Below are 23,100 nucleotides of genomic sequence, written 5' to 3'. Positions count from 1 at the left end.
AGGCAATTCTCACGCCCCGTTTTTCATGTTTTTTTCATGGAAATGTGGACCATCTCTTCTAAGTCATTGAAAAGATGGTGGGCGCGGCAAGGATTGAACTTGCGACCCCACCCGTGTGAAGGGTGTGCTCTACCACTGAGCTACGCGCCCGCTCGTCTTGTGACGGCAGGGGCGCGCATTTGCCATGGGTTTGGGGCGAAGGCAAGCCGGCAATTTGCGGAAATTGCCGGCTTGCTTGCATGTTCAATTGTCCGCCGCTGATCAGCGGAATTGTGTCAGCTGCCCATCAGCGATGAAAACAGGGCCCTTTTGAACAAGGACTGGCCGGAAATGGAGGACGCATCATTGCGCTGGCGCAGCGGCATTGCCGGGCATTCGAGGCAGCGCGCCTGCAGTCCCTTTACCGCCATCAGCGAATCGAGATCGTCAGCGATGCGCGTCGCGGCATCCTGCTGCGCCCGGGCGAAATGGCCCATCATATCCATGCCCTGCGGGGCGGAGCTTTGACTTGTACCGAGCAGCCATTGCTCGATCATCTGTTCATAAGGGTCGGGCTTATCCGCCAGATATTCGACATGCCAGTCATCACCGGCCTGCGCGCTTTTGGCGGCATAGGCGATCGCGGTGTCAAGGTCGCCGAATTGATCGACCAGCCCGAGTTGCAGCGCGCTGCCCCCATCCCAGACGCGGCCCTGCGCGATCTCATCGACCCGCGAAGGCTCCATATTGCGGGCCTTGGAGACCAGATTGACGAAGCGCCGATAGCCATATTCGATAGTGCTCTGAACCAGCGTTTCGGTTTCCGGGGTCAAACCGCCGAGGATATCCGGCTGGCCCGATAGCGGCGTGGTGCGCACGCCATCCGAGGTGACGCCCCATTCTGCCAGCGCATCTTCGAAAGTGGGCAAAACGCCAAAAATGCCGATCGATCCGGTAATGGTTTCGGGCTCGGCAAAAATCCGGTCACCAGCGGTCGAGATCCAATATCCGCCACTGGCCGCAACATTGCCCATGGAAACGATCACCGGAATATTCCGCTCCTTCTGCCGCAGGATAGCGCGGCGGATGGCCTCAGAGCCGGTGACGGTCCCGCCGGGCGAATTCACCCGGACGACCAATGCGGCCAGATCACGGTCCAGCGCATCGTCAAGCAGGCGCGTTATTCTTTCCGCACCCGCGCTACCCGGTCCGGCATCGCCATCGCTGATTTCGCCATCCACCGTGATGATGCCGATCGCCTTGCCATCGCTGCTGACGGGCAGCGTGCCGAGATAATCGGCATAATCATTCTTGGCGAAGGCGCCGGGCGAGCGGTCCCAATCATCCTCACCCGAAATCTGGGCCAGCCGCTTGCCCCATTCGACGCGCGTGCCGGTGCGATCGGCCAGCCCGGCGGCGAGGGTGGCGGCAGCCAGATCTCCCTTGCTCTGGGTCAGCCAGTCGCCGATATTTTCAGTGACCAGGGTAATGTCGGCCTGGGGGCGGGCCTGTTTTACATCGGCCTTCCATTCTTCCCAGATCGCTCCATACAGCGCTTCGGCATTTTCGCGCGCGGCGGGCGACATGCCATCGCGCAGATAGGGTTCGACGGCGCTTTTATAGGTGCCGACGCGGAAGACATGGGCCTTCACTTTCAGCTTGTTGAGCAGGCCTGCATAATAAAGATTGGTTCCGCCGGGGCCGGTAATGGCCGCGCCGCCCATCGGATCGACCCACACTTCGCTGGCATGCGCGGCCAGCATCATGGCGTCATCGCTATAGGCTACGGCATAGGTGAGCACGGGTTTCTTGGCAGTGCGGAAACGGTCGATCGCGTCGGCGATGGATTGCATATGCACCTGTCCGCCGCCGGCAAAGGTGGTGAGATCCAGGGCAAGCGCGTTGATCCGCTCATCCGCTGCGGCGCTGTCAATCGCGCGGATAATATCCTGCGCGGCATATTGCTGCACCGGGATGCTGGATGACAGCAGGGTGGACAATGGGTCGATGCTGGATTTTTCCTCCACCACAGCGCCGTTCAGATCCAGCAGCAAGGCACCGTTGCGGATCTGGGTGGGGGAGGGGCGCGCGCTTAGCGCTGCGAAGAGCAGGGCAAAAAATATGAGCATGAAAAGGAGCACCAAAGCGTCTTTGATGCCCACCAGCAAACGCCAAACCTTACCTGCAAACGCCATGCATCGACCTTTTTGAAATGCCACGATCCCGTAAACTGCCATCACCCTAACCATCGTAAAGGCGATGTTCCACTGGAAACCGCTTGAGTGCCTCATGGTGCATGATTAAGGGCTATGTTTTAATGACAGCTTCGCACATATCTCCCGCAGCCAGTGACCGATATCCGGCCGGTGGCCTCGCCTTTCCGCATCGCAGCCTGCTCGGTATTGGCCATCTTGAAACGCATGAGATTCTGTATCTGCTCGACGAGGCGGAACAATGGGTCGAGCTGAACCGCCAACCGACCAAGCATTCCGATGCAATGGCCGGGCTGACCATCATCAACGCCTTCTTCGAAAATTCGACGCGGACTTTGCTGAGTTTTGAAATCGCCGGTAAACGGCTCGGCGCCGATGTGGTGAATATGCAAGCTGCGCAAAGCTCGTTGAAAAAGGGCGAAACGCTGATCGATACGGCGGTGACGCTCAACGCCATGCGCGCCGATGCCATCGTGATCCGCCATGCCTCCAGCGGGGCGGTGGCGCTGATTGCCGACAAGGTGGATTGTCCGGTGCTGAATGCCGGCGATGGTCAGCATGAACATCCCACACAGGCACTGCTTGACGCCCTGGCACTGCGCCACAAGCTGCGCGAGCGGGGGCGGAGCGAATTCAACGGTCTGCGCGTGACGATCTGCGGCGATATTCTGCATAGCCGCGTGGCGCGCTCCAACGCGCTGTGCCTGCGCGGCCTTGGCGCGAAAGTGCGCTTCTGCGCGCCGCCTGCGCTGATGCCTGCCGGGGCAGAACAGGCCTTTGGCGCCGAAGTGGTGCATGATTTCGAAGCCGCGCTGGACGGCGCGGAAGTGGTGATGATGCTGCGGCTGCAGAATGAACGGATGCAGGGGCAGTTCATTCCCTCTCCGCGTGAATATCGCCATCTTTACGGCCTGACCGAAAAACGGCTGGCACTGGCTGAGAAAGACGCCATCGTGATGCATCCCGGCCCGATGAACCGCGGGGTGGAGATTGACAGCGTCGTCGCGGATGATCCTGATATTTCACTGATTACCAAGCAGGTGGAAATGGGTGTTGCCATCCGCATGGCCTGCCTCGACGTGCTGACGCGGCGCGCGCGGGGTGTCGATGGCTGGTCGGAAAGCGATTGGGGAGGCCGGGCATGAAACAGACACGCGCTCTGACCATTACCGGCGGTCAGCTGGTCCTGCCCACGGGCCTCACCAGCGGTGCTCTGCGCTGCGAAGATGGCCTCATTTCAGCCGTCGGCGATGCCGATATTCGCAGCGATGACGATGTGGTGGATGCCGGGGGCAAGCTGATTGCGCCGGGGCTGATTGATTTCGGCAGCTTTGCCATCGACAAACCGGCTTTCCATTTTGGCGGGATCACCCGCGCGGCGCTGATGCCCGATCAATCGCCCGTGCTGGACGTGCCTGCACGGGTCCGGTTCGCGGCGCAAAGCGGCAAGCCGGATTTCTGGGTCCATCCGCTGGCCGGTGCGACAATCGAACTGGAGGGCCGCGAACTCGCTGAAATTGCGATGATGCGTGATGCCGGGGCCAAGGCCGTTGCGACCGGTCGCAAATGGATTGCGGATTCGGGTATTATGCTGCGTCTGCTGCAATATGCCGCGATGCTGGGCATGGTTGTGGTGACACATGCCGAAGATGCGGCACTGGCGGGCAATGCGGTGGCGACCGCCGGGGAAATGGCGACCCGGCTGGGCCTTCCCAGTGCCCCCGCCGAGGCTGAAGCACTGGCGGTTGCGCGCGACATTGCCCTGGCCGAAATGAGCGGCGCACGGCTGCATTTTCGGCAAGTGACGACGCGGGCGGCGCTGGATCTGGTCCGCGCGGCCAAGCTGCGCGGCGTGGCGGTGACGGCGGGTGTGACCCCGGCGCATTTCATGCTGTCCGATCTGGCGCTGAAGGATTTCCGCACATTCGCACGGCTTTCGCCGCCCTTACGCGAAGAGGCAGAGCGGCAGGCGGTGATCGAAGCTCTGGCCGACGGCACGCTGGACGTGATTGCATCGGGCCATGATCCACGCGGGCCGGAGGATAAGCGTCTGCCTTTCTCGGATGCGGCGGCGGGAATGGCCGGGGCGGAAACATTGCTGCCACTGGCGCTGACGCTGGTGCGCGATAACATTATTTCGATGGAGCGCCTGTTCGATCTGATCGCGCGTAACCCGGCTCAATTGCTGGGTGTCGAGGCCGGCGAACTGCGGGTCGGATATGAGGCCGACATTGCATTGATCGATCCTGAGCGCCCGTGGGTGGTGGATTCTGACCGGATGGAGGCGCAGGCCGGAAACACGCCCTTCGACAAACAGCCGGTGCAGGGCCGCGCAACCCATTTATGGAAAGGCGGCGTCGCCGTTGGCGATTAATGCCGGCGTGTGTCTTGCGGCGCACAAGGGCTGATATCTGGCAGCGTCTGATCCGACGGGGCTGAAAATCAGGCCCCGAGGAAAAACACGCTGATCAACGCGCGGATTAGCGACGGGCCAGTTTGGCGCTCTCAGCAATCGTGCCGGGAAGGGTCGTGTCGGCGGCATAGGCAAAACAATCCTGCCCATTGGCCTTCACCGCGCTGCACAGGCTGGCGGCTTCCCCTGCATCGCTGGCCGGTGCAGCCACCCGCCAATATTCGCGTCCATTAATGCGCGCGCGGGTCAGCACCATCTCGCTGCCATTCAATTGAGCATATTGGGCCGTATATTTTGACCATGCCTGATCGGCGTGCTGGCGGCTGAGAAAGCTGCCGAGTTGAACCCGGTGGCTGTTATCCTGTGCTGTCCGGCCTTTGATCATCCGCTGCGCGCCGACGGAATTGCCAGCGGAATTAATGGCATCCGCAAAGGCCAGATTGGCTAATTGCTGCGGAGTATTGCCAGCGGGGATCGATTGCACCACCGGACGCGATACCATGGCCGGGCCATTCGGTGATGGCGCAGCGGCCAGTTTGGTTTCTGCCACCGGCTGCAATTCGCCAGGGCCGGGCTGTGACGGAGCGGCATAGGGCGATGCGGCCACAACCGGTTGGCTCAGCTCAGCATTTGCCGCCAGCAAGGGCGCAGGTTCTGTTTGCATTTGTGCCGGAGCTTTGGCCTCTTCCTGAACCGGGGTGGGTGTTCCTGCATTCGCATCCGCCAATCGGCGTTCTGTGGGATTGAGTGCCAGCATCAGCGGCATTCCGCGATCATTAACGCCGTGGGGCAGGTTCAGCAGGCTGGCCACGCGCTGTTCCGGCGCCGATGGCAGCACACTTTGCGACCATTCCTGCATGCGCTTGCCGATCTGTTCGGGCGGAACATCTTGCGCCGCGATAGCGCGCGCCTTGCCCCATTCTCCGGCCAGTGCATAGCTGTAACCAAGGTTCTGGCGCAGCTTGGCGCTGTTATATCCCTGCTTCAATCCATTGGAGAGGATCGCGATCCCCTGCGATGGTGCGCCGGCGAGAGCGACGGCCAGACCCAGATCGGCCGGAGCGATGCGATCTTGTGCATCACTCAGAACGTGCAGGGCAGCCTCATCCTCGCCTTGCGCGGTGAGCGACAGAGCCAGCTGCAGAGCTGTCTTTGGGGTTTCGTCACCCAGCGTCATCGCTTCTGAAAACGCCTGTGCTGCAGATGTGAAACGACCGGCATCAAGATAGGCCGCGCCCAGCTGTGCACGAACGGAAGGATTGCCCGGATCATTGGCCGTGGCCTGTTCCGCCAGTTCAACGGCTTTGCTTGTCGCTCCAGTCGCAGGCGCATCGGCATCATCCAGCGCAGCCTGAGAGGCCGACATGCTGGCGGAGGAAGCACAGCCCGTCAGCATCGTACAGACCATGGCCGAGCCAAGCGACAGGAGCAGCTGTTTGCGGAGAGGAAAGCGCGCGTTCATGACTGGCCTCGGTTCGTTAAATCGGGATTGGCTTCGGCCAGCATAGGGCCGGGGGCATTATTTGCCAGCATTTGCGCGCATGGCAACACCAGGTTGACCAGCGCGATTCTGGCTGAAGCACCAGTGGGATCAGCAGTGATTGCGATATTGTGCAAAGATAGCTCCCCAGATCCATTGCGCCCGCAAAGGGTGGCGCTTCCTTGCCGCGACCTTGCGTGTTTATCACTAATTTTGCGTTAATCGGATAAAGAAAATGGCTTTAATCCGCTGTTTGTGGTTTTGTCGCATCGCGGGACAGGGGGCAGTGCGCGCTGTTCCTTAACCGCGATTCACTATCGAGTGGCGCGCATCTTGCGCGGTTGAAAGGTTGCCCATGCGTTCACGTTCTTCCCTCTCTGCCGGTGTTGCCCTGGCCCTGATTTTTTGTTCGGGGCAGGCGCTGGCTCAGGCCAATGACGTAAAAGACGGGGTCGAGGCATGGTCTGAGGGCGATTACGCGGCGGCGGTAGAGCTTTGGCAGGAGCCTGCAGCGGCAGGGGAGGCGGATGCCTTGTTCAACATGGCGCAGGCTTACCGGCTGGGGCGCGGTGTGCCCGCAGATCCTGCCCGAGCGAGAGCGCTCTATGCACGCGCAGCAGAGCAGGGGCATTTGCGCGCGGCGGATATTTACGGGCTGATGCTGTTTCAGGATGGGGAGAAGGCGCAGGCCATTCCCTATATTGAAGATGCCGCGAAACGCGGTGATCCGCGCGCGCAATATCTGCTGGGTATCGCCCTGTTCAATGGTGACGAGGTGAAGCAGGACTGGGTCCGCTCCTATGCCTTGCTGACCCTGGCCAATTCGCAGGGCCTGCCGCAGGCGCCGCGCGCCATTGCGCAGATGGATAAACATATTCCCATGAAACAGCGCAGTGAAGCTGTGGAACGGGCACAGCGTATGCGGCTGGAGGCTGATGCGCTGCGCGCCAGCCGGCTCGCCGCGGCAGATCTGGCGATGCAGGCGGGGGATGAAGCACCCGCAATAGCGCAAGCTGGTGCGAACAAGGCGGCCAGCACGCCATCATCCGCAACACCCACACCAACATCGGCCCCCGCGCAGGTGGCGGCAAACACTGCGCCGCCCATCCTCCGCACGAAACAGGCGCTGCGTGATGCGCGCATGGCGGATGGAACCAGCGATCCTGAAATGGCCGGGGCGACCTATACCCTCCCGGTTCGGGCTCCAACGCCAACGCAAACGAGGCCGCAGCGTCAGGCTTCGGCGCCTAAGCCAGCCGCTCCTTCACCTGCGGCACCAGTGCAGGTGGCCTCGCGCCCTGTGGTGCAGAAGGCTCCCGAACGGTCCGCTGCCCAGACTGCGGCGCAACGTGCGGGTCAAGCGGCAGCCAGTCAGCCCCGCCCTTCATCCTCGACCAGCCCATGGCGGGTGCAGCTGGGGGCCTTTGGTGTCGATGGCAATGCGGAGCGGCTATGGGCGAAACTAGCCAGCCGGCCTGAACTGCGCGGGCGGCAGCGTCTGCTTATTCCCGCGGGTAGAGTGACAAAATTGCAGGCCGGCGGCTTCGCCAGCAAAGCGCAGGCAGAGCAGGCCTGTGCCGCGTTGAAGGCATCTGGTCAGGATTGTCTCGTCACGCGTAAATAGGCTATAGCGCCTGCCGGGGGCGCCGGTGCCCTATAGGGGCATGTCATGGCGTCAGATTTTCCACATGAAGCTGGTGGTCCAGCATCCACACCTGATCAACCTGTGCAGGCCGCAGAACGGCTGGTGTCGCTCGATTTCATTCGCGGAATCGCGGTACTGGGGATTTTGTTCGCCAATATAACCGCGTTCGGCCACCCGATGCTTGCCTATTACTGGCCCGGCGCCTTGCCAGATGGCGGCAATGAGGCCGACCGCTGGGTCTGGCTGTTTCAGTTCGTGGCGGTCGATGGCAAATTCCGGGGCTTGTTTTCCATCCTGTTCGGCGCGGGAATGATGCTGTTCATTCAGCGCGTCTGGGCACGGGGCGATACGCGCTGGCTGCAGGCGCGGCGATTATTCTGGTTGCTGCTGTTCGGTCTGGCTCATTTCTACCTGCTGTTTATCGGCGATATTCTGTTCCTTTACGCGATGTCCGGCTTTGCCGTGCTGGGCATGCTGCATTGGAGTGCGCGCAAGCAGTTCTGGTGGGGGCTGATCTGGTATTTGCTCGGTTCGCTGGTCTTTAGCGGCCTGCTGGGGATGCAGGCGGCGATGGAAGCACAGCCCGAAGTGCAGACGCAGCCCGGCATGGCTGAGCAGTGGCAGGCGATGGAACGAGGCTGGGAAATCACGCTGGGGCACGCAGAGGCGGAAGCCGAAGTGCTTTCAAACGGCTCCTATGGCGCGGTGCTGGACTATCGCTTTACCGAACAGAGCGGCGATCTGGCACAGGTGCTGTTCGTGGCCGTGTTTGAAACGATCCCGCTCCTGCTGCTGGGCATGGCGCTGTATCGCTTCGGTTTCTTTTCGGGCGGGTTGGACCCGATGAAAATGCGCAAATGGGGCTGGGCCAGCCTTATCGGCGGAACCATCCTGTCGGGGGCGCTTGGCTGGTGGGTTCTGGCGCGCGATTTTCCGCCCTTTCTCACGCAATTTGTCTTCAACGGCGCATCCACTCTGCCGCGCTTCGCCATGATCATCGGGCTGGCCGCCCTGCTGGCGCAATGGGCGCCAAAGGTCGCGGACGGACCAGTGGGAAGCCGTTTTGTCGCCGCCGGGCGGATGGCATTCAGCAATTATATCGGCACCTCGCTGGTGATGCTGTTCATCTTTCAGAGCTGGGCCGGGGGGCTGTATGGCGATCTGCACCGTCTCGCTCTGCTCCCCATCGTGCTGGTGGGCTGGGCACTGATGCTGCTCTGGTCGAAACCATGGCTGGCACGTTTTCGTTACGGTCCGCTGGAATGGCTGTGGCGCTGCCTCACCTATTTCCGCCTGTTTCCGTTCAGGCGATAGCTGGGCATGATGAATTGCTGAAAAGATGGAGAAAAAGACTTGCTACTGCAATCCAGTCGCATTAGCTTGTTCTTCGAAGTCTTGGAGAGCCAGCTATGTATATCTGCATTTGCAATGCCATCCGTGAAAGTGATCTGCGCCGCGCCGCGCGGCATTGCGGGGGTGATGCGGACTCTGTTTACGCCAAGCTTGGCAAGCGTCCCCAATGTGGCCAATGTCTCGAAGATGCCGATGATGTTTTGTTGGAAGAGCGTGAAATGGGGATGATGTCCGCCCAGGCCGCCTGACTGACTATATTGATATCTATTTTCAAAAGCGCGGATTTCCGCGCTTTTTCTCGTTTTAACTGTGGCTTTTTCTTGCATCTTGCCCCCTACAGGGCGCAAATGCTGCGAAAGCGAATAAAAGGATTATGGAATGAAGGGCGACCAGCAGGTCATCGACTATCTCAACAAGGCTCTCACGAATGAGCTGACGGCGATAAACCAATATTGGCTGCATTACCGCACGCTCAACCATTGGGGTGTGCACAAGCTGGCCGAGTATGAGCGGCACGAATCGATCGACGAGATGAAGCATGCCGACTGGCTCTCGGAACGCATCCTGTTCCTCGAAGGGCTGCCGAACTTTCAGGCGATCCACAAGCTGAAGGTCGGTGAAACGGTCGAGGAAATTCTGAAAGCCGATATGGCGATGGAACTGGAAGCCATTCCGCTGCTGCGCGAGGCGATCGCGCATTGCGAAAAGGTGCAGGATTACGTCAGCCGCGACCTCTTCCGCCGCATCCTCGATAGCGAAGAAGAACATGTCGATTTCCTCGAAGTGCAATTCGACCAGATCGAACTGATGGGTCTGCAGAACTACGTGCAGCTCAACAGCAGCTATGCCGCTGCCGGTGGCACGGGCGACTGATTTTTCGTCAACACTGACTTGATGAAGGCGCGGGCGGCAGAGGCTTCCCGCGCCTTTTTATTGGCGCAATGGTTCCTTTACACGATGCCGGGGCAGCTTTGTCGCAGTGCGAGGTCATCGGTTACAATATTCCGATATTCTGTAGCCATTGCTTGGCCTGCCTTGGCCATTGGGGCGTAATCGCTTCCTCGGTCGGCCGCATGCCGAAAGCTTGACCACCCTCGGCACAGATCCGCATATCGACCTGGACGCCCGCTTCCTTCAGCGCCAGTGCTTACGCCAGCGGATGGCGGATATCATCTACCGAATCGTTCACGGCGTGAATGATCAGCGTAGGGGGCGCATCGCTGCTGATATGGACCCATGGTGCCAAGGATAGATCGTTATCCTGCGCATCGGGATCTCTTATCCTTGCGGTATAAGCGATAATCGCAAATCGGGCCGCGCTGATATCCGGTAGGCTGCGTCAGTCAGTTTATAGCTGCGTTCGAATGTGTTGCTCATATTCGCGGCGAGATAAGCGCCGGCGGAAAAGCCGATCACGCCGATCTTGTGCGAATCGATACCGTAATTCGTGGCATGTTGGCGCAACAACCCCATCGCGCGCTGCGCGTCTTCATTATTGGGCGCAGTCGGGCGAAAAATCGTTATGGTGGGGCGGGTAACATAGGTGGCCCAATGCCATTTGCGCCCGCCAGACGCCCTCCGTCTCAATCTTCGGGACCTCGACTCTTTCTGATTTGCCCCATGCAGCACCGGGCGCGCCCAAGATGATGCAGAAGAGAGCGACAGTGCGGAACCACGAAATAGAGTGAGCGCCTTTCAAACGGTTGGGAATCGTTCCACCCCGGTATAAGTTCAGGGAATGGTTCCGATGGTCGTACAGCCAATCATCTGCCCGGCAATCCCGATTTGAGGCATAAATTGAAGAGACGCTGTTGGGCAGCTTCCGGCAATTTCAATTTGTTGCGGGATCGGCGGAAATGGGATGGTTAGCTGCCATGCAGGTGATAGCGATTTATCCGCAATCGCAGCCATGCGGCTATGGGCCTAAGCGCCACCCGCACGTTCGCCTGCCTTCTTTGTCCATGCTGGCCCGACTTTTTCGATTGCGTCGGTCCAGATTAGCCCGTCGAAGCCTGACGGAACAGCATCGAGATCGTCAGGGTCCGTGATGCCGGGTGCACCATTTTCGTTTTCAATGTCTCCAAGGAAGATCACAGTCGTGTTGGATTGGCGCATTCGGTCTAAAAACCGGTTGGGCCATCCCCATACCAGATGTCTGTAATTGATCGGCACCCCGATAACGCTGCCAGCGCAAGAGGCCGGCAAAGCCGTGCTCCATCCAACCTTCATGTAGTCGAGGGTGCACGTTTTCATCGCGGCTTTGGAGAAGGCAAAGCCGGCCGGATTGATTGCTTTCCAGCGCCTGACAGGCTTGTCGTGGCCATAGACCATGATCCTGTCATCGATCGTGATTCCATGCCGCTTGAGATACTCTTGCAAAAGATCCGCTTCCCGAAGCCATCGGCTTTTGAAATTTATCAGGAAGCGTTGCTCGGGAAAGGCTTTCAGGACTTCGGCCAGCGACGGCATCATGCCCTTGCCCTTTCCGCGGAATGGGAATGTCTTGCCGCCATCGGCAGTATATCCATAGCCTACGTCGAGCGACTTGAGATATTCCAGCGACTGATCACGGGTGACGCCGCTGCCTTCGGTCCGGCAATCGATTGTCCAATCGTGGAAGACCACAAACTCATTGTCGATCGTCGGGTGAATATCGATTTCGAGGATGTCGGCGCCCGCCTGAAAGCTGGCTGCAATCGATGGCAAGGTGTTCTCGATAAAAGGGTTCGTCGGGGGCAGCATGCGGTTGGCGGTGCAAGTGTCCTTGTCGATGCTATCCCGGTCGTAAAGCTGATGAATCCCCCTGTGGGCCATAAGCCGCGCTTTGCCCTCAGGCTCGGGCGCAAGCCACGACGCGTTTGCGAAATAGACCGCGCCGACCACCATCAGCGTTGCAAGAAGGAACGCGCAACGTGGATACATATGTCGGTGTCCAGCCTAGATTTAGGTGCCTGTCTTTAAGCACATATTGCCCTTGGAGGAATAGCGGAATTTGGGGTCGTATCCGGAACGTCCGGTTTTCCTATAGGTGATCCGGAACCGGCCATCGCGCGCATTTGAATTCCAGAACATCCGAACTCAATCGTCGCCATCGCCCGCCTGCGCTTCGAGCGCGTGCATATCGTCGTCGGAAAGGCCGAAGTGATGGCCGACTTCGTGGATCACCACATGCGCGATCAGGTCTTCCAGCCGTAAATCCCGTTGCTGCATTTCGGCGAGCAGGGGGGAGCGGAAGAGGGTGATCACCGGCGGCATCTGGCCGGACGACCAGACGGATTGCTTGTCCAGCGGCTGTCCGTGGTAGAGGCCGGACAGGTGCCAGGGATTGTCGAGCCCGACCGCGGCCAGCGTGTCGGCATCGGCGAAATCCTCCACCTGCACGCGAATACCGTCCAGATAGTCGCAAAACGGCGCCGGGATGCGGCTAAACACGTTGAGCGCAATTGCCCGCATCGCCTCGGCAGAGGGGCCTCCTGCGACCGGTACAGGCGCGCCGGTCATCATCAGCTCTTGGTCGCGTAGGGGTTCTTGGCGCTGCGCAGATGCAGCCGCACCGGAACCGCGCCGAAGCCGAGATCGCGGCGCAGGCTGTTGACCAGATAGCGTTCATAGCTGGTTGGCAATTGCTCAAGCCGGGTACCGAAAATCACGAAGGTCGGCGGGCGGCTCTTGATCTGGGTGATGTAGCGCAGCTTGATCCGCTTGCCGCCGGGGGCAGGGGGCGGGTTGGCGTCCAGCGCATCGTCGAACCAGCGATTGAGCCCCGATGTCGGTACGCGGCGGCTCCATGCCTCACGCGTGTCGAAAGCGGCGGTGAGCAGCGTGTCGAGACCCTTGCCGGTCATGGCCGATACGGCGATCAGCGGCACGCCGCGCAATTGGGCCAGACCTTCCTCCAGCGCGGAGCGAATGCCATTGAACAGCGAACTGGGGCCTTCCGCGACATCCCACTTATTGATCGCGATCATCAGGGCGCGGCCTTCTTCCAGCACCAGATTGGCGATCTTGAGATCCTGCGTTTCCAGCCCGCGCGTGGCGTCGAGCAACAAAACGACGACTTCGGCATAATCCACGGCCCGGCGGGCATCGGCGACAGAGAGGCGTTCCAGCTTGTCGGTGATGCGCGCCTTTTTTCGTATGCCGGCCGTATCGACCAGCTTGATGTCGCGCATCTCACCCGTCTTGGGTTCTTCCCATTGCCAGTCGATCGCGATGGAATCGCGCGTGATGCCAGCTTCGGGGCCGGTCAGCAGGCGGTCTTCCTGCAGGAAGCGGTTGATCAGCGTGGATTTGCCCGCATTGGGGCGTCCGACAATGGCGAGATGGAGTGGGGCAGAGCGGGCGATGGTGGCGCCGCCGTCCTCATCCTCAACCTCGTCAAAATGGGCTGCTTCGGCTTCGTCCTGAACCTGCAGCGGCTCGATCAGCGGCTGAAGCGATTCGAACAGGTCGACCAGGCCTTCGCCATGTTCGGCCGAAAATGGCACCGGATCGCCCATGCCGAGCGAATAGCTTTCCAGAATGCCCGTTTCGCCCGATTTGCCCTCTGCCTTATTGGCAATGAGAATGACCGGCACGCCTTGTCCGCGCAGCCAATGGGCGATTTCTTCATCCAGCGGGGTGAGACCGGCGCGCGAATCGAACACGAACAGCGCCACATCGGCGCCATGCAGCGAAACTTCGGTCTGCGCGCGCATGCGGCCCGGCAAACTGTCGGGATCGTCATCTTCCCAGCCCGCCGTATCGACGATGGAGAATTCGAGGCCCAGCAGATAGGCCTCACCGAATCGGCGGTCACGGGTGACACCGGGCTGATCATCCACCAGCGCGAGCTTTTTGCCCACGAGCCGGTTGAACAGCGTCGATTTGCCGACATTGGGCCGGCCGATGATGATGACTTGGGGGAGTTTACGCGCAGACATACACGGCCAACTGGAGATGGACGCGCCACTTGGCAAGGAAAAGCGCGCATGCACGGTTATTTACCGCAGCAAGCGCGCCTTCAATGTGACAGGTGGTGATGAAGATGTGGGGCGATCAGGCCTTGGCTACGGGCGCGTCATCGCCGAGATCTTCAAACCATGCTTCAACCGGCCCGTTGAGTTTGATGGTGAGGGGGTTGCCCTTGCGGTCCATCGTCTTGCCGGCCTGAACCCGCACCCAGCCTTCGGAAATGCAGTATTCTTCCACATTGGTGCGTTGCACACCTTTGAAGCGGATACCCACACCGCGCTGCAGGACGTCAGCATCGAAATGGTCACTGCGCGGATTGATGGCCAGATGATCGGGCGGGACATCGTTGCCGGCCGGTGTTTCTGGGCTCTTGGGCGTATCTTGGGTGTTTTCGTCTGTCATGTCGCGCGCTTAGCCACCATTGAAGAAGAAAATCAATTGCCGGATCGTATGCCGGTTTATTTGGATGGCGTTACGCCGCCGGGTTTGCCCTCTTTGGCGGGTGTTTTGCCACCCCCGATTTCGATTTCGCTGGGCGTGTCCGTGTCGATCTTGTCCCCAGGCCCCGGCGGTGCCTCATCAGGTGTGTCACCCGGATTGATGCTGTCATCCTCCAGCCCGCGCTGGAATTCTGCCGGATGTTTGCCGGGAAAGTCGCTGTCGCCCTTGTCATCGGTCAGCGTGGCGGCTTCCTCCGGATCGGCATTCTTGTCGATCACCGGCGGGGTGCCCGGGGGAAGGTGGGGTTCGCGGTAGTCGTTTTCGGAATAGTCATCATGCGCCATGGATTTTGTCCTCAAATTATGCTGGATCAACGTTTCGTCCCGCCTCACTGTTCCATTTATGCGGATCAATTGGCCGTTTCGCTTGCCCTTTCTGTCCTGCGCTTATAAGGGCGGCTCCCTGTTTGGCAGGTATTGGCCTGTGAAGTTTTAGTCAGGCTGCGGGCGTGGCGGAATTGGTAGACGCGCTGGATTTAGGTTCCAGTATCGTAAGATGTGGGGGTTCGAGTCCCTTCGCCCGCACCAGTTCCTGACATCTCGGGGGCTGGGTCAAGTTTGGAAGGCACAGAATGCAAATCGTCGAAACCACGAATGAAGGCCTGAAGCGCGGCTATAAGCTGACCGTTCCGGCTGCTGATATTGAAGCGCGGATCGATAGCGAGGTAAAGAAAGCTGCACCCCAGGTGCGGATGCCTGGCTTCCGTCCCGGTAAAGTTCCCGCCAATCTTGTGCGCAAGATGCATGGCGAGGCGCTCCATTCCGAAGCGCTGAACAATGCGCTGCGCGAATCGGTCGATAATCTGATGCGCGAAAAGAAGCTGCGCCCCGCGCTGCAGCCGCAAGTCGATCTGGAAACCGGATATGAGCAGGGCAAGGATGCCGTGGTCACCGTCGATCTGGAAGTGCTGCCGGACATCGAAGCGCCTTCGATCGAAGGTCTCAAGCTCGAAAAGCTGACCGTTGCCGTCACCGATGAAGCGCTGGACGAATCGCTGGGCAAGATTGCCGAGAACCAGAAGAGCTACAAGGATGCGGCCAAGACGAAGAAGGCAGCTGAAGGCAATCAGCTGATCATCGATTTCGTCGGCCGTGTTGATGGCGAGGAATTCGAAGGTGGCAAGGCTGAAGACGCTGCGCTGGTCATTGGTTCCGGTCAGTTCATCCCGGGCTTTGAAGAACAGCTGACCGGCGTGAAGACGGGTGATGAAAAGACCATCACGGTTACTTTCCCCGCCGATTACCCGGCTGAGCATCTGAAGGGCAAGGACGCCGAATTCGACGTCACCGTCAAGCAGGTGAAGGTCGAAGCTGAAACCAAGCTGGATGATGACTTCGCCACGTCGCTGGGCCTTGAAAGCCTCGACAAGCTGAAGGAATTGCTGCGCGGCCAGCTGGAGCAGGAAACTGCCGGCCTGACCCGTACGCAGATGAAGCGTCAGCTGCTCGACACGCTGGCTGCGGATTATGATTTCCCCGTGCCGCCGAGCATGGTGGATGCCGAATTCGACCAGATCTGGCAGCAGCTGCAGGCTGAAGCCGCGAAGGAAGAAAATCCCGAAGACGCGATGAAGGAAATCGAAGCCGAGAAGGACGATTACCGCAAGATCGCCGAACGCCGTGTGCGCCTCGGCCTGCTGCTTTCGGAAATCGGCCAGGCCAACGGGGTCGAAGTTTCCAATCAGGAAATGCAGATGCTGGTGCAGCAGGCTGCTCAGCAATATCGCCCAGAAGACCGTCAGCGTTTCGTGGAATATGTGCAGCGCGAACCCATGGCTCAGGCCCAGCTGCGCGCGCCGCTTTATGAAGACAAGGTCGTCGACTTCCTCTTCGAAAAGGCTGAAGTGACCGAACGCGAAGTAACGCGTGAGGAACTGGAAGCCGCGATCGAAGCCGAAGAAGGCGAAGAAGCGAAGCCCGCCGCCAAGAAGAAGGCTCCGGCGAAGAAAAAGGCTCCGGCCAAGAAGGCTGACGACGCGAAGGCTGATGACGCCAAAGCTGATAAGGCCGAGGATAAGCCCGCAGCCAAGAAGAAGGCTCCGGCTAAGAAAGCCGCGGCAACCAAGGCTGATGATGCGGCCGAAGCAAAGCCTGCTGCCAAGAAGGCCCCGGCGAAGAAGAAGGCTCCGGCCAAGGCTGGCGATGCCGCCGAAGCAAAGCCTGCTGCCAAGAAGGCTCCGGCCAAGAAGAAGGCTCCGGCCAAGGCTGCAGCCACCAAGAAGGCGGCTGACGACAAATAAGCCGCTCTTGAGAGCGTAAAGTTTGAAAGGCCCGCTGCACGGTTCCGTGCAGCGGGCCTTTTGCTGTCCGCTTCGGCTTTGCGCGGCGGCGCATTTGGGGAACGGGACGAAACAGCCGGGATTGATAGCCCATGATCGAGAATTGGGTTCAGGAGTTCACGCTGGCCATTTCGCTGGCCGTAGAAGCGATCGCCGCCTTGCTGGTGGCCTATGCAGTGGGTGAGGCGGTCTTCCACCTTATCGGGCGATTATATCGGCGGGGAACGGCGCGAGAGGGCCGTGAAGCGATTCGCTTGCAGCTTGGCCAATGGCTGGCGCTCGCGCTGGAATTGCTGCTCGGCGCGGACATCCTGCGTACCGCAGTGGCGCCGAGTTGGGCTGAAATCGGCAAGCTCGCGGCCATCGCCACGATCAGGACGGCTTTGAACTATTTTCTTCAGCGGGAAATCGAAGCGGAACGGAGGCGCAGCCCATCACCCTCCAATAGTTCCATGCCGGAGTAGGGGGGGAGAAGGTTCCGTTCCTCCTCGTGATCAGTCTTTACCGCTGCGCTCTTCATCCGTGCTCGCTTTGAGCCCATCGGGGGTGAGATAGGCGATATCCTCATCCGCACCGCGGTGGAGATGGGCGCCCACATCCTCGACACTGCGCATGAAGCGGGTGGTGGTCACGCCATGCACCACGATCGAGATGAGGATGGCAAAGGATATCCCGGCCCACAGCATGTCCAGCTGGCCGAATTCGCCGTGATTCTGGGCATAAGCGAGATAATAGATCGACCCCATGCCGCGAATGCCGAGGAAGGACACGGCCAGCTTCCCTTTGAAGGGCAGGTGGTTGAGGCTCTCCCCCAGCAATCCGCTCAGCGGCCGGATGAGGAAGATGAGCAATAGCGCCATAATTGCAGTGGGCCAGTTCAGCCCGTCCAGCACCCCGCCGGCGAGCATCCCGCCAAAGGCGAACAGCACCATCACCAGCACGATCTTTTCGATCTGGTCGATGAAATGATGGGATATCTGGTGATAGCGGCTTTTGTTTTCGCGCTGCCGGGTGGTCACGGCACCCACGAATACCGCGATGAAGCCATAGCCCTCGATCAATTCGGCCAGTCCATAAGCGAGCAGCAAGGTGCCCAGAACGATCAGTCCTTCGCTGGTGTTATAGTCACCAATCGACACGTCCTCTTCGTCCTGCACGCCATCAGCGCCGCGTTCGAAGACATACCAGGCCCCGGCCCGACCCACCAGCCAGCCAACCGTAACCCCGGCGACAATGGCCCAGACGCCGCTGACCGCAAACCATTGCAGCGTCCAGCCGCCGATTGAGGTCATGCTCACGGCAGCAATGGCGAGATAGGTGAAGGGGAAGGCCAGCCCGTCATTCAGTCCGGCTTCCACCGTCAGGCTGAAGCGCACGTCATGACGCTTTTTCTCGCCAGGTGGTCCCACCTGCACGCTGCGGGCCAGAACCGGGTCTGTGGGGGCGAGGGCAGCGCCAAGCAGGATCGCGGCGGCGGGGGCCAGACCCATCATCCACCAGCCCCACAGCGCAACCCCGGCGATGGTCAGCGGCATGGTGATGGCGAGGAGCGGCCAGACCTGTTTCCAATTGCTCCAGTTCAGCGGGCGGTCGATGGCAATCCCTGCCGCCATGAGCGAGACGATGACGATGAATTCGGTCACCAGCTCCAGCGTGACGGCGTCAAAACCATCATGCACCGGATTAAGGTCGGGCATGCCCAGTGGCAGCGAGAAAATCGCGTAACCGACGCCCACATAAATGATGGGAAGGGACAGCCAATGGGTCCGCGCCAGCAACCGTTCCAGACCGACCGCAAAGATCAGCCCGAAGCCCACCATCACAAAACCAAAAATCCGTGGATCCATCAGGCCCGCCCCCTCTGCGCCTTTGCAGGGGTGAAAGGCTGGCAGGCAGTCAAAGGTTCCGCCAGTGCGAGCATTGCTGGCTCTTTCACGGGAGCGTTACTTTCGGTTCGGGCATTATGGGCGTGCTGCCATCGGGAAATGTGAGCCAGTTCTGCCAGATGACATGCGTTCTCTGACGTGTCAGAGCGATGCGGCAGGTCAGGTTCATGGCCCCGCGGATGGTCCCGCTGCTCCAGTAATAATACAGCGCACCGCATTCATGCTCGCGATAGTCTTCCCACGCTTTTTCCGCAGCGAGAAACGCGCCGGGCGCCTCTGCCTCCATTGCATCGGAAAATTCGCTTGCACTGTCTTTCATCCGCTTCAGTGCGGCAGAGGCATAGCGTTTTCGTTCTGCATCCGCGGTTTCGAAGTCCTGATACAGGCATTCATTGATTTCTATCGTTGTCCTGCCGGGGCATTGCGGCGCGGATGCATCGGGAGAGGAATTGTCTGACGCCGATGCCTCAGTGTCGGGCAGCGCAGCCGCTGCAGCGGGTGCTGCACTGAGAATTGTCGCCGCGAGAACGAACGGAAAATATGATGTCATAGCCATGCTAAGGGTTTAGGGGAAAACAACGAGAATGTCTGTCACGGGTTAATCCCCTTGAACATCGCGCCTACAAACGCGACATAGGGCGTCAGTCAAGACAAGAGGAATTCCATGATCGATCTGTTCGGCTCTGCCGGTGAAACTTATGGCGCACAGGGCCAGTTCCAACGTGACCCCGTAACCGGCGCGCTGGTGCCGGTCGTGGTGGAGAGCACCAGCCGCGGTGAACGCAGCTTTGACATTTTCAGCCGCCTTCTGCGCGAACGTATCGTCTTCGTCACCGGTCCGGTGGAAGACAATATGGCGTCGCTGATCGTGGCTCAGCTGCTGTTTCTGGAGAGCGAAAACCCCTCCAAACCGATCAGCATGTATATCAATTCGCCCGGTGGTGTGGTGACGGCCGGCATGGCGATCCATGATACGATGGCCTATATCAAGCCGCGCGTCAGCACGGTTTGCGTGGGGCAGGCGGCATCCATGGGCAGCTTCCTGCTTGCCGCAGGTGAGCCCGGCATGCGCATCGCGCTCCCCAATGCGCGGATCATGGTGCATCAGCCCTCTGGCGGTGCACAGGGCATGGCTTCGGATATCGAAATCCAGGCCAAGGAAATCCTCCGCATTCGCCGGCGGATGAATGATCTGTATGTGAAATATACCGGTCAGAGCCTGACCGACATTGAAAAGGCGCTGGATCGCGACACCTTCCTCGAAGCGGATGAAGCGATGAAGTTTGGCCTTGTGGACAAGGTTTTCGAAACCCGCCCGGATGCCGACCACATCGGTGACGAGAGCGGATCGGGCGGCGCACCGGAATAATCGCCCGGCTAAGTGCTATAACCGGATCGGCATTTATGCCGAAAATCGGCTTAGTACTTTGGCAACCCTAATGTTTCAGGCTGGAGCAAGTCTGACAGTTTTAGGGTCGCCCGATTGATATTGAGTCATGGGGAGTTACACTCTCCCCATGAACCTTCTTTGCGACTCCGTAGGGGAGGACAGGAATAAGGCATGACCAAATTGAGTGGATCGGACTCCAAAAGCACCCTTTATTGCAGCTTCTGCGGCAAGTCCCAGCATGAGGTACGTAAACTCATTGCCGGGCCGACCGTCTTCATCTGCGATGAATGCGTGGAGCTTTGCAACGACATCATCCGCGAGGAAACCAAAGGTGGCCTGGCGGGCAAGAAGGATGGCGGCGTTCCGACCCCGAGGGACATTTTCGAAACGCTGAACGATTATGTTATCGGGCAGGACCGCGCCAAGCGCGTTCTCGCCGTCGCCGTGCACAACCATTACAAACGGCTGAAACATTCGGGCAAGTCGGACGAGGTTGAACTCGCCAAATCGAATATCCTGCTGGTTGGCCCCACGGGTTCGGGCAAGACATTGCTGGCCCAGACGCTGGCGCGCACATTCGATGTGCCGTTCACCATGGCAGATGCCACCACACTGACCGAAGCCGGTTATGTGGGTGAGGATGTTGAAAACATCATTCTCAAGCTGCTGCAATCTTCCGACTACAATGTCGAAAAGGCGCAGCACGGCATCGTCTATATTGACGAGATCGACAAGATCACGCGCAAGGCGGAAAACCCCTCCATCACCCGTGACGTGTCGGGTGAAGGCGTGCAGCAGGCACTGCTCAAGCTGATGGAAGGCACCACCGCTTCCGTTCCCCCGCAGGGTGGGCGCAAGCATCCGCAGCAGGAATTCCTGCAGGTGGATACGACCAATATCCTCTTCATCTGCGGCGGTGCCTTTGCCGGTCTTGAAAAGGTGATCGCCGATCGCCTGCAGAAGCGTTCAATCGGTTTCGGCGCCCATGTGGCCGATCCGGATAAGCGCCGGGTGGGTGAGCTGCTTGAGAAATGCGAACCCGAGGATCTGCTCAAATTCGGGTTGATCCCTGAATTTGTTGGCCGTCTGCCGGTTATCGCAACGCTCAACGATCTCGATATCGAAGCTCTGGTCAAGATCCTTTCCGAGCCGAGAAACGCGCTGGTCAAGCAATATCAGAAGCTGTTCACTCTCGAAGATGTGGAACTGACCTTCACGTCGGAAGCGCTTGAATCCATCGCCAAGAAGGCGATTGAGCGCAAAACCGGCGCGCGTGGATTGCGGTCCATCGTTGAAGGATTGCTGCTTGATACGATGTTCGATCTGCCGAGCATGGAAGGCGTCACGGAAGTGGTGGTTGATGCCGAAGTGGTCGCAGGGCGCAAGGAACCCGTCCGCGTGATGGGGGACAAGGATCAGGCGGAAGAAGCGGCCTGATCGTCTTATTCTAGACCGGTCCTTGGGATCGGTTGGCCGCGCCTCTTGGTGCGGCCCATATTGCCCGCCACCCTCCTCGGGGTGAGCGGGCAATAATTTTGGACGCTGCCTCTTTCGTGGAGCGCGGGTGTTCCCTAAGAAGCTCATAACCAGTTATATAATGTGTTATGGAGTCGTCTAGTGGACGTATTGGCAGATCTCGGACCCGTTTTTTTGGGCAGTCGGTTGAAACGGCTGTCGGAGCGCTTGCAGAGCGATGCAGCGGATGTCCTCGCCGAAGTGCAACTTGGTGTGCAGCCGGGCCAGATGCCGGTGCTGGCCGCGCTCGACCGGAAAGCCATGCTGATTGGAGAGCTTGCTGAGGCCATTGGCATGAGCCAGCCGGGGGTTACGCGCAATGTCGCGCAATTGGTGGATATGGGGTTGGTGCAGATCGAAGGGGCTACTGATCAAAGGCGCCGCCTCGCTTCGCTTACCTTGGCCGGGGAGGGAGTCATGGCGCGTGCCAAGGCGTTGATCTGGCCGCGCTTCCGGGCTGCTATGGATGAAATTTGCCCGATTGCACCGGAAATTTTCTGCGAACAGATTAGCGCTATCGAAGCCAAGCTGGCTGATAAGTCGCTTGGTGAATATGGGCCTTGCCATCATTCCAGAGCGCTGCGTTTGCGTGAATATGACGAAGAAACGCGCCCCTATTTCCGCGACATAAATCTGGAATGGATCGGCGAGATGTTCACGGTGGAGGATGCTGACCGGGAAGTGCTCGACCATCCCGATGAGGCGATCATTCAGCCGGGTGGAGATATTCTGTTCGTCGAGGCACCGGAACTGGGCGTGATCGGCACCTGCGCCTTGCGAAAAACCGGTCCGGACAGTTTTGAACTCACCAAAATGGGTGTGGTATCAGCCGCGCGAGGGCTCAAGGCCGGAGAATTTCTGCTCGCTGCGGCTATTGACCGTGCGCAGCAACTCGGCGCGCAAGAGTTGTATTTGCTGACCAACAGCGCCTGCGGTGCCGCGATTCATCTCTATGAAAAGCTGGGCTTCGTCCATGATTTCAGAATTATGGACCGCTATGGCGCGCGCTATGCCCGCTGCGATGTGGCTATGCTCTATCAGGGCTGAGCTAGGCCGTGAACGCATACACAGCACCGTCGAGGCGTCGAAATGGCGAACATATCGGGGCAAAGCGCCCGCCGGGAAGGCTGTTTGCCTTTCCAAGGGCGATTTGGTTCGAGAGGGAAGCCATTTGGGCGTCGCAAAGCGATTTGGCCAAAATGGCCCATCGCTGCGTCAAGAAGCCTTGAAATATCGACATATTCCCACGCCTTCTTTCCTTGCGCTGAGCCATTTTGCCTCAAACCTCGATGGTGCTGTTTATGAGTTTACGGCCTAGGAATGAGAGGGGCGCACAGCCCCCTTTCACCCAACCAATATTCCGCGCGGCCTTGAAGTCGGGCGAGGTCCTCCTCACCTTGCCGGGAAGCAGATTCGAATCGTCGCATGCACCTGGCACTGTCCAGAGCATCGATGCCTCACGCCGGGCGCCTCAGGCGCTCAGGTCACATGCCC

At 59.4% G+C, this 23,100-nt stretch carries 22 protein-coding genes and 2 tRNA genes; 11 read left to right on the top strand and 13 right to left on the bottom strand.

Going from position 1 to position 23,100, the window contains the following annotated elements; translation table 11 throughout:
• Positions 1 to 75: 75 nt before the first annotated feature.
• Both GRI91_RS12500 and sppA read right to left on the bottom strand, forming a co-directional pair.
• A tRNA-Val gene (locus GRI91_RS12500) sits at positions 76 to 150 on the bottom strand.
• A 125-nt stretch (positions 151 to 275) separates the two neighbouring features.
• A complete protein-coding gene (gene sppA / locus GRI91_RS12495) occupies positions 276 to 2,174 on the bottom strand; it encodes a signal peptide peptidase SppA (protein WP_160737014.1) in 1,899 nt (632 codons plus the stop codon).
• Positions 2,175 to 2,296: 122 nt separating this feature from the next.
• On the opposite strand from sppA, the gene GRI91_RS12490 reads away from it, so the two are divergent.
• Both GRI91_RS12490 and GRI91_RS12485 read left to right on the top strand, forming a co-directional pair.
• A complete protein-coding gene (locus GRI91_RS12490) occupies positions 2,297 to 3,337 on the top strand; it encodes an aspartate carbamoyltransferase catalytic subunit (RefSeq protein ID WP_160737013.1) in 1,041 nt (346 codons plus the stop codon).
• Positions 3,334 to 4,566: a dihydroorotase gene (locus GRI91_RS12485; protein WP_160737012.1), complete on the top strand. Its 1,233-nt coding sequence runs from the start codon at positions 3,334 to 3,336 to the stop codon at positions 4,564 to 4,566. The genes GRI91_RS12490 and GRI91_RS12485 overlap by 4 nt, the downstream gene beginning before the upstream one ends.
• A gap of 106 nt (positions 4,567 to 4,672) precedes the next feature.
• Here GRI91_RS12485 and GRI91_RS12480 read toward each other — a convergent pair whose 3' ends face one another.
• Positions 4,673 to 6,067 carry an SPOR domain-containing protein gene (locus tag GRI91_RS12480; RefSeq protein WP_160737011.1) on the bottom strand — a complete coding sequence of 465 codons (1,395 nt, stop codon included), beginning with the start codon at positions 6,065 to 6,067 and terminating at the stop codon, positions 4,673 to 4,675.
• Positions 6,068 to 6,440: 373 nt separating this feature from the next.
• Between GRI91_RS12480 and GRI91_RS12475 the strand changes: the two genes are divergently transcribed.
• Both GRI91_RS12475 and GRI91_RS12470 read left to right on the top strand, forming a co-directional pair.
• Positions 6,441 to 7,709, top strand: coding sequence for an SPOR domain-containing protein (locus GRI91_RS12475; RefSeq protein WP_160737010.1), 1,269 nt, complete (start codon positions 6,441 to 6,443; stop codon positions 7,707 to 7,709).
• Between the two features lie 45 nt (positions 7,710 to 7,754).
• Positions 7,755 to 9,044, top strand: a complete 1,290-nt coding sequence (locus tag GRI91_RS12470; RefSeq protein WP_160737009.1) for a DUF418 domain-containing protein — start codon at positions 7,755 to 7,757, stop codon at positions 9,042 to 9,044.
• On the opposite strand, the gene GRI91_RS16415 is transcribed toward GRI91_RS12470, so the two are convergent.
• A complete protein-coding gene (locus GRI91_RS16415; protein WP_474078557.1) occupies positions 9,014 to 9,409 on the bottom strand; it encodes a hypothetical protein in 396 nt (131 codons plus the stop codon). The genes GRI91_RS12470 and GRI91_RS16415 overlap by 31 nt on opposite strands.
• A gap of 52 nt (positions 9,410 to 9,461) precedes the next feature.
• On the opposite strand from GRI91_RS16415, the gene bfr reads away from it, so the two are divergent.
• Positions 9,462 to 9,956 (top strand): bacterioferritin, encoded by a 495-nt coding sequence (bfr, locus tag GRI91_RS12460; RefSeq protein WP_160737007.1) that lies wholly within the window; start codon positions 9,462 to 9,464, stop codon positions 9,954 to 9,956.
• 405 nt (positions 9,957 to 10,361) lie between these two features.
• Here the strand turns inward: bfr and GRI91_RS16180 are convergent, their stop codons facing one another.
• The 7 genes from GRI91_RS16180 to GRI91_RS12425 form a co-directional block, all read right to left on the bottom strand.
• The gene (locus GRI91_RS16180) at positions 10,362 to 10,670 is read right to left on the bottom strand and encodes an alpha/beta hydrolase (RefSeq protein WP_237437844.1); all 309 of its coding nucleotides are present in this window, start codon (positions 10,668 to 10,670) and stop codon (positions 10,362 to 10,364) included.
• Between the two features lie 144 nt (positions 10,671 to 10,814).
• Complete coding sequence (locus GRI91_RS12450; protein WP_160737006.1) at positions 10,815 to 10,994, bottom strand: hypothetical protein; 180 nt, start codon at positions 10,992 to 10,994, stop codon at positions 10,815 to 10,817.
• A gap of 12 nt (positions 10,995 to 11,006) precedes the next feature.
• Positions 11,007 to 12,005 (bottom strand): glycerophosphodiester phosphodiesterase family protein, encoded by a 999-nt coding sequence (locus GRI91_RS12445; protein ID WP_237437839.1) that lies wholly within the window; start codon positions 12,003 to 12,005, stop codon positions 11,007 to 11,009.
• A 156-nt stretch (positions 12,006 to 12,161) separates the two neighbouring features.
• Positions 12,162 to 12,584, bottom strand: a complete 423-nt coding sequence (locus tag GRI91_RS12440) for a metallopeptidase family protein (protein ID WP_237437837.1) — start codon at positions 12,582 to 12,584, stop codon at positions 12,162 to 12,164.
• A 2-nt stretch (positions 12,585 to 12,586) separates the two neighbouring features.
• Positions 12,587 to 14,005 (bottom strand): ribosome biogenesis GTPase Der, encoded by a 1,419-nt coding sequence (gene der, locus GRI91_RS12435; RefSeq protein ID WP_160737005.1) that lies wholly within the window; start codon positions 14,003 to 14,005, stop codon positions 12,587 to 12,589.
• 115 nt (positions 14,006 to 14,120) lie between these two features.
• A complete protein-coding gene (locus GRI91_RS12430) occupies positions 14,121 to 14,438 on the bottom strand; it encodes a DUF3297 family protein (RefSeq protein ID WP_160737004.1) in 318 nt (105 codons plus the stop codon).
• A 56-nt stretch (positions 14,439 to 14,494) separates the two neighbouring features.
• On the bottom strand, positions 14,495 to 14,821 hold the full coding sequence (locus GRI91_RS12425) for a hypothetical protein (protein ID WP_160737003.1): 327 nt from the start codon (positions 14,819 to 14,821) through the stop codon (positions 14,495 to 14,497).
• Positions 14,822 to 14,979: 158 nt separating this feature from the next.
• Between GRI91_RS12425 and GRI91_RS12420 the strand changes: the two genes are divergently transcribed.
• From GRI91_RS12420 to GRI91_RS12410, 3 genes are all read left to right on the top strand, one after another.
• Positions 14,980 to 15,064 (top strand) — tRNA-Leu (locus GRI91_RS12420).
• A gap of 44 nt (positions 15,065 to 15,108) precedes the next feature.
• Positions 15,109 to 16,776 carry a trigger factor gene (tig, locus tag GRI91_RS12415; protein WP_160737002.1) on the top strand — a complete coding sequence of 556 codons (1,668 nt, stop codon included), beginning with the start codon at positions 15,109 to 15,111 and terminating at the stop codon, positions 16,774 to 16,776.
• A gap of 131 nt (positions 16,777 to 16,907) precedes the next feature.
• Positions 16,908 to 17,279 (top strand): DUF1622 domain-containing protein, encoded by a 372-nt coding sequence (locus tag GRI91_RS12410; RefSeq protein ID WP_160737001.1) that lies wholly within the window; start codon positions 16,908 to 16,910, stop codon positions 17,277 to 17,279.
• A 30-nt stretch (positions 17,280 to 17,309) separates the two neighbouring features.
• On the opposite strand, the gene GRI91_RS12405 is transcribed toward GRI91_RS12410, so the two are convergent.
• Both GRI91_RS12405 and GRI91_RS12400 read right to left on the bottom strand, forming a co-directional pair.
• Positions 17,310 to 18,662, bottom strand: a complete 1,353-nt coding sequence (locus GRI91_RS12405; RefSeq protein WP_160737000.1) for a cation:proton antiporter — start codon at positions 18,660 to 18,662, stop codon at positions 17,310 to 17,312.
• An 85-nt stretch (positions 18,663 to 18,747) separates the two neighbouring features.
• Positions 18,748 to 19,251 carry a lysozyme inhibitor LprI family protein gene (locus GRI91_RS12400; protein ID WP_160736999.1) on the bottom strand — a complete coding sequence of 168 codons (504 nt, stop codon included), beginning with the start codon at positions 19,249 to 19,251 and terminating at the stop codon, positions 18,748 to 18,750.
• 114 nt (positions 19,252 to 19,365) lie between these two features.
• Between GRI91_RS12400 and GRI91_RS12395 the strand changes: the two genes are divergently transcribed.
• The 3 genes from GRI91_RS12395 (at position 19,366) to GRI91_RS12385 (ending at position 22,653) form a co-directional block, all read left to right on the top strand.
• Positions 19,366 to 20,070, top strand: coding sequence for an ATP-dependent Clp protease proteolytic subunit (locus tag GRI91_RS12395; RefSeq protein WP_160736998.1), 705 nt, complete (start codon positions 19,366 to 19,368; stop codon positions 20,068 to 20,070).
• Between the two features lie 192 nt (positions 20,071 to 20,262).
• A complete protein-coding gene (clpX, locus tag GRI91_RS12390; protein WP_160736997.1) occupies positions 20,263 to 21,528 on the top strand; it encodes an ATP-dependent Clp protease ATP-binding subunit ClpX in 1,266 nt (421 codons plus the stop codon).
• Between the two features lie 180 nt (positions 21,529 to 21,708).
• On the top strand, positions 21,709 to 22,653 hold the full coding sequence (locus GRI91_RS12385) for a GNAT family N-acetyltransferase (RefSeq protein ID WP_160736996.1): 945 nt from the start codon (positions 21,709 to 21,711) through the stop codon (positions 22,651 to 22,653).
• The last annotated feature ends 447 nt before the right edge of the window (positions 22,654 to 23,100 follow it).

Origin of the sequence: Altericroceibacterium endophyticum, from assembly GCF_009827595.1 — a bacterium.
Classification (GTDB): domain Bacteria; phylum Pseudomonadota; class Alphaproteobacteria; order Sphingomonadales; family Sphingomonadaceae; genus Altericroceibacterium; species Altericroceibacterium endophyticum.
Note: the sequence above shows the minus strand (reverse complement) of the source record. Positions and strands in the feature narration are given on the sequence as shown.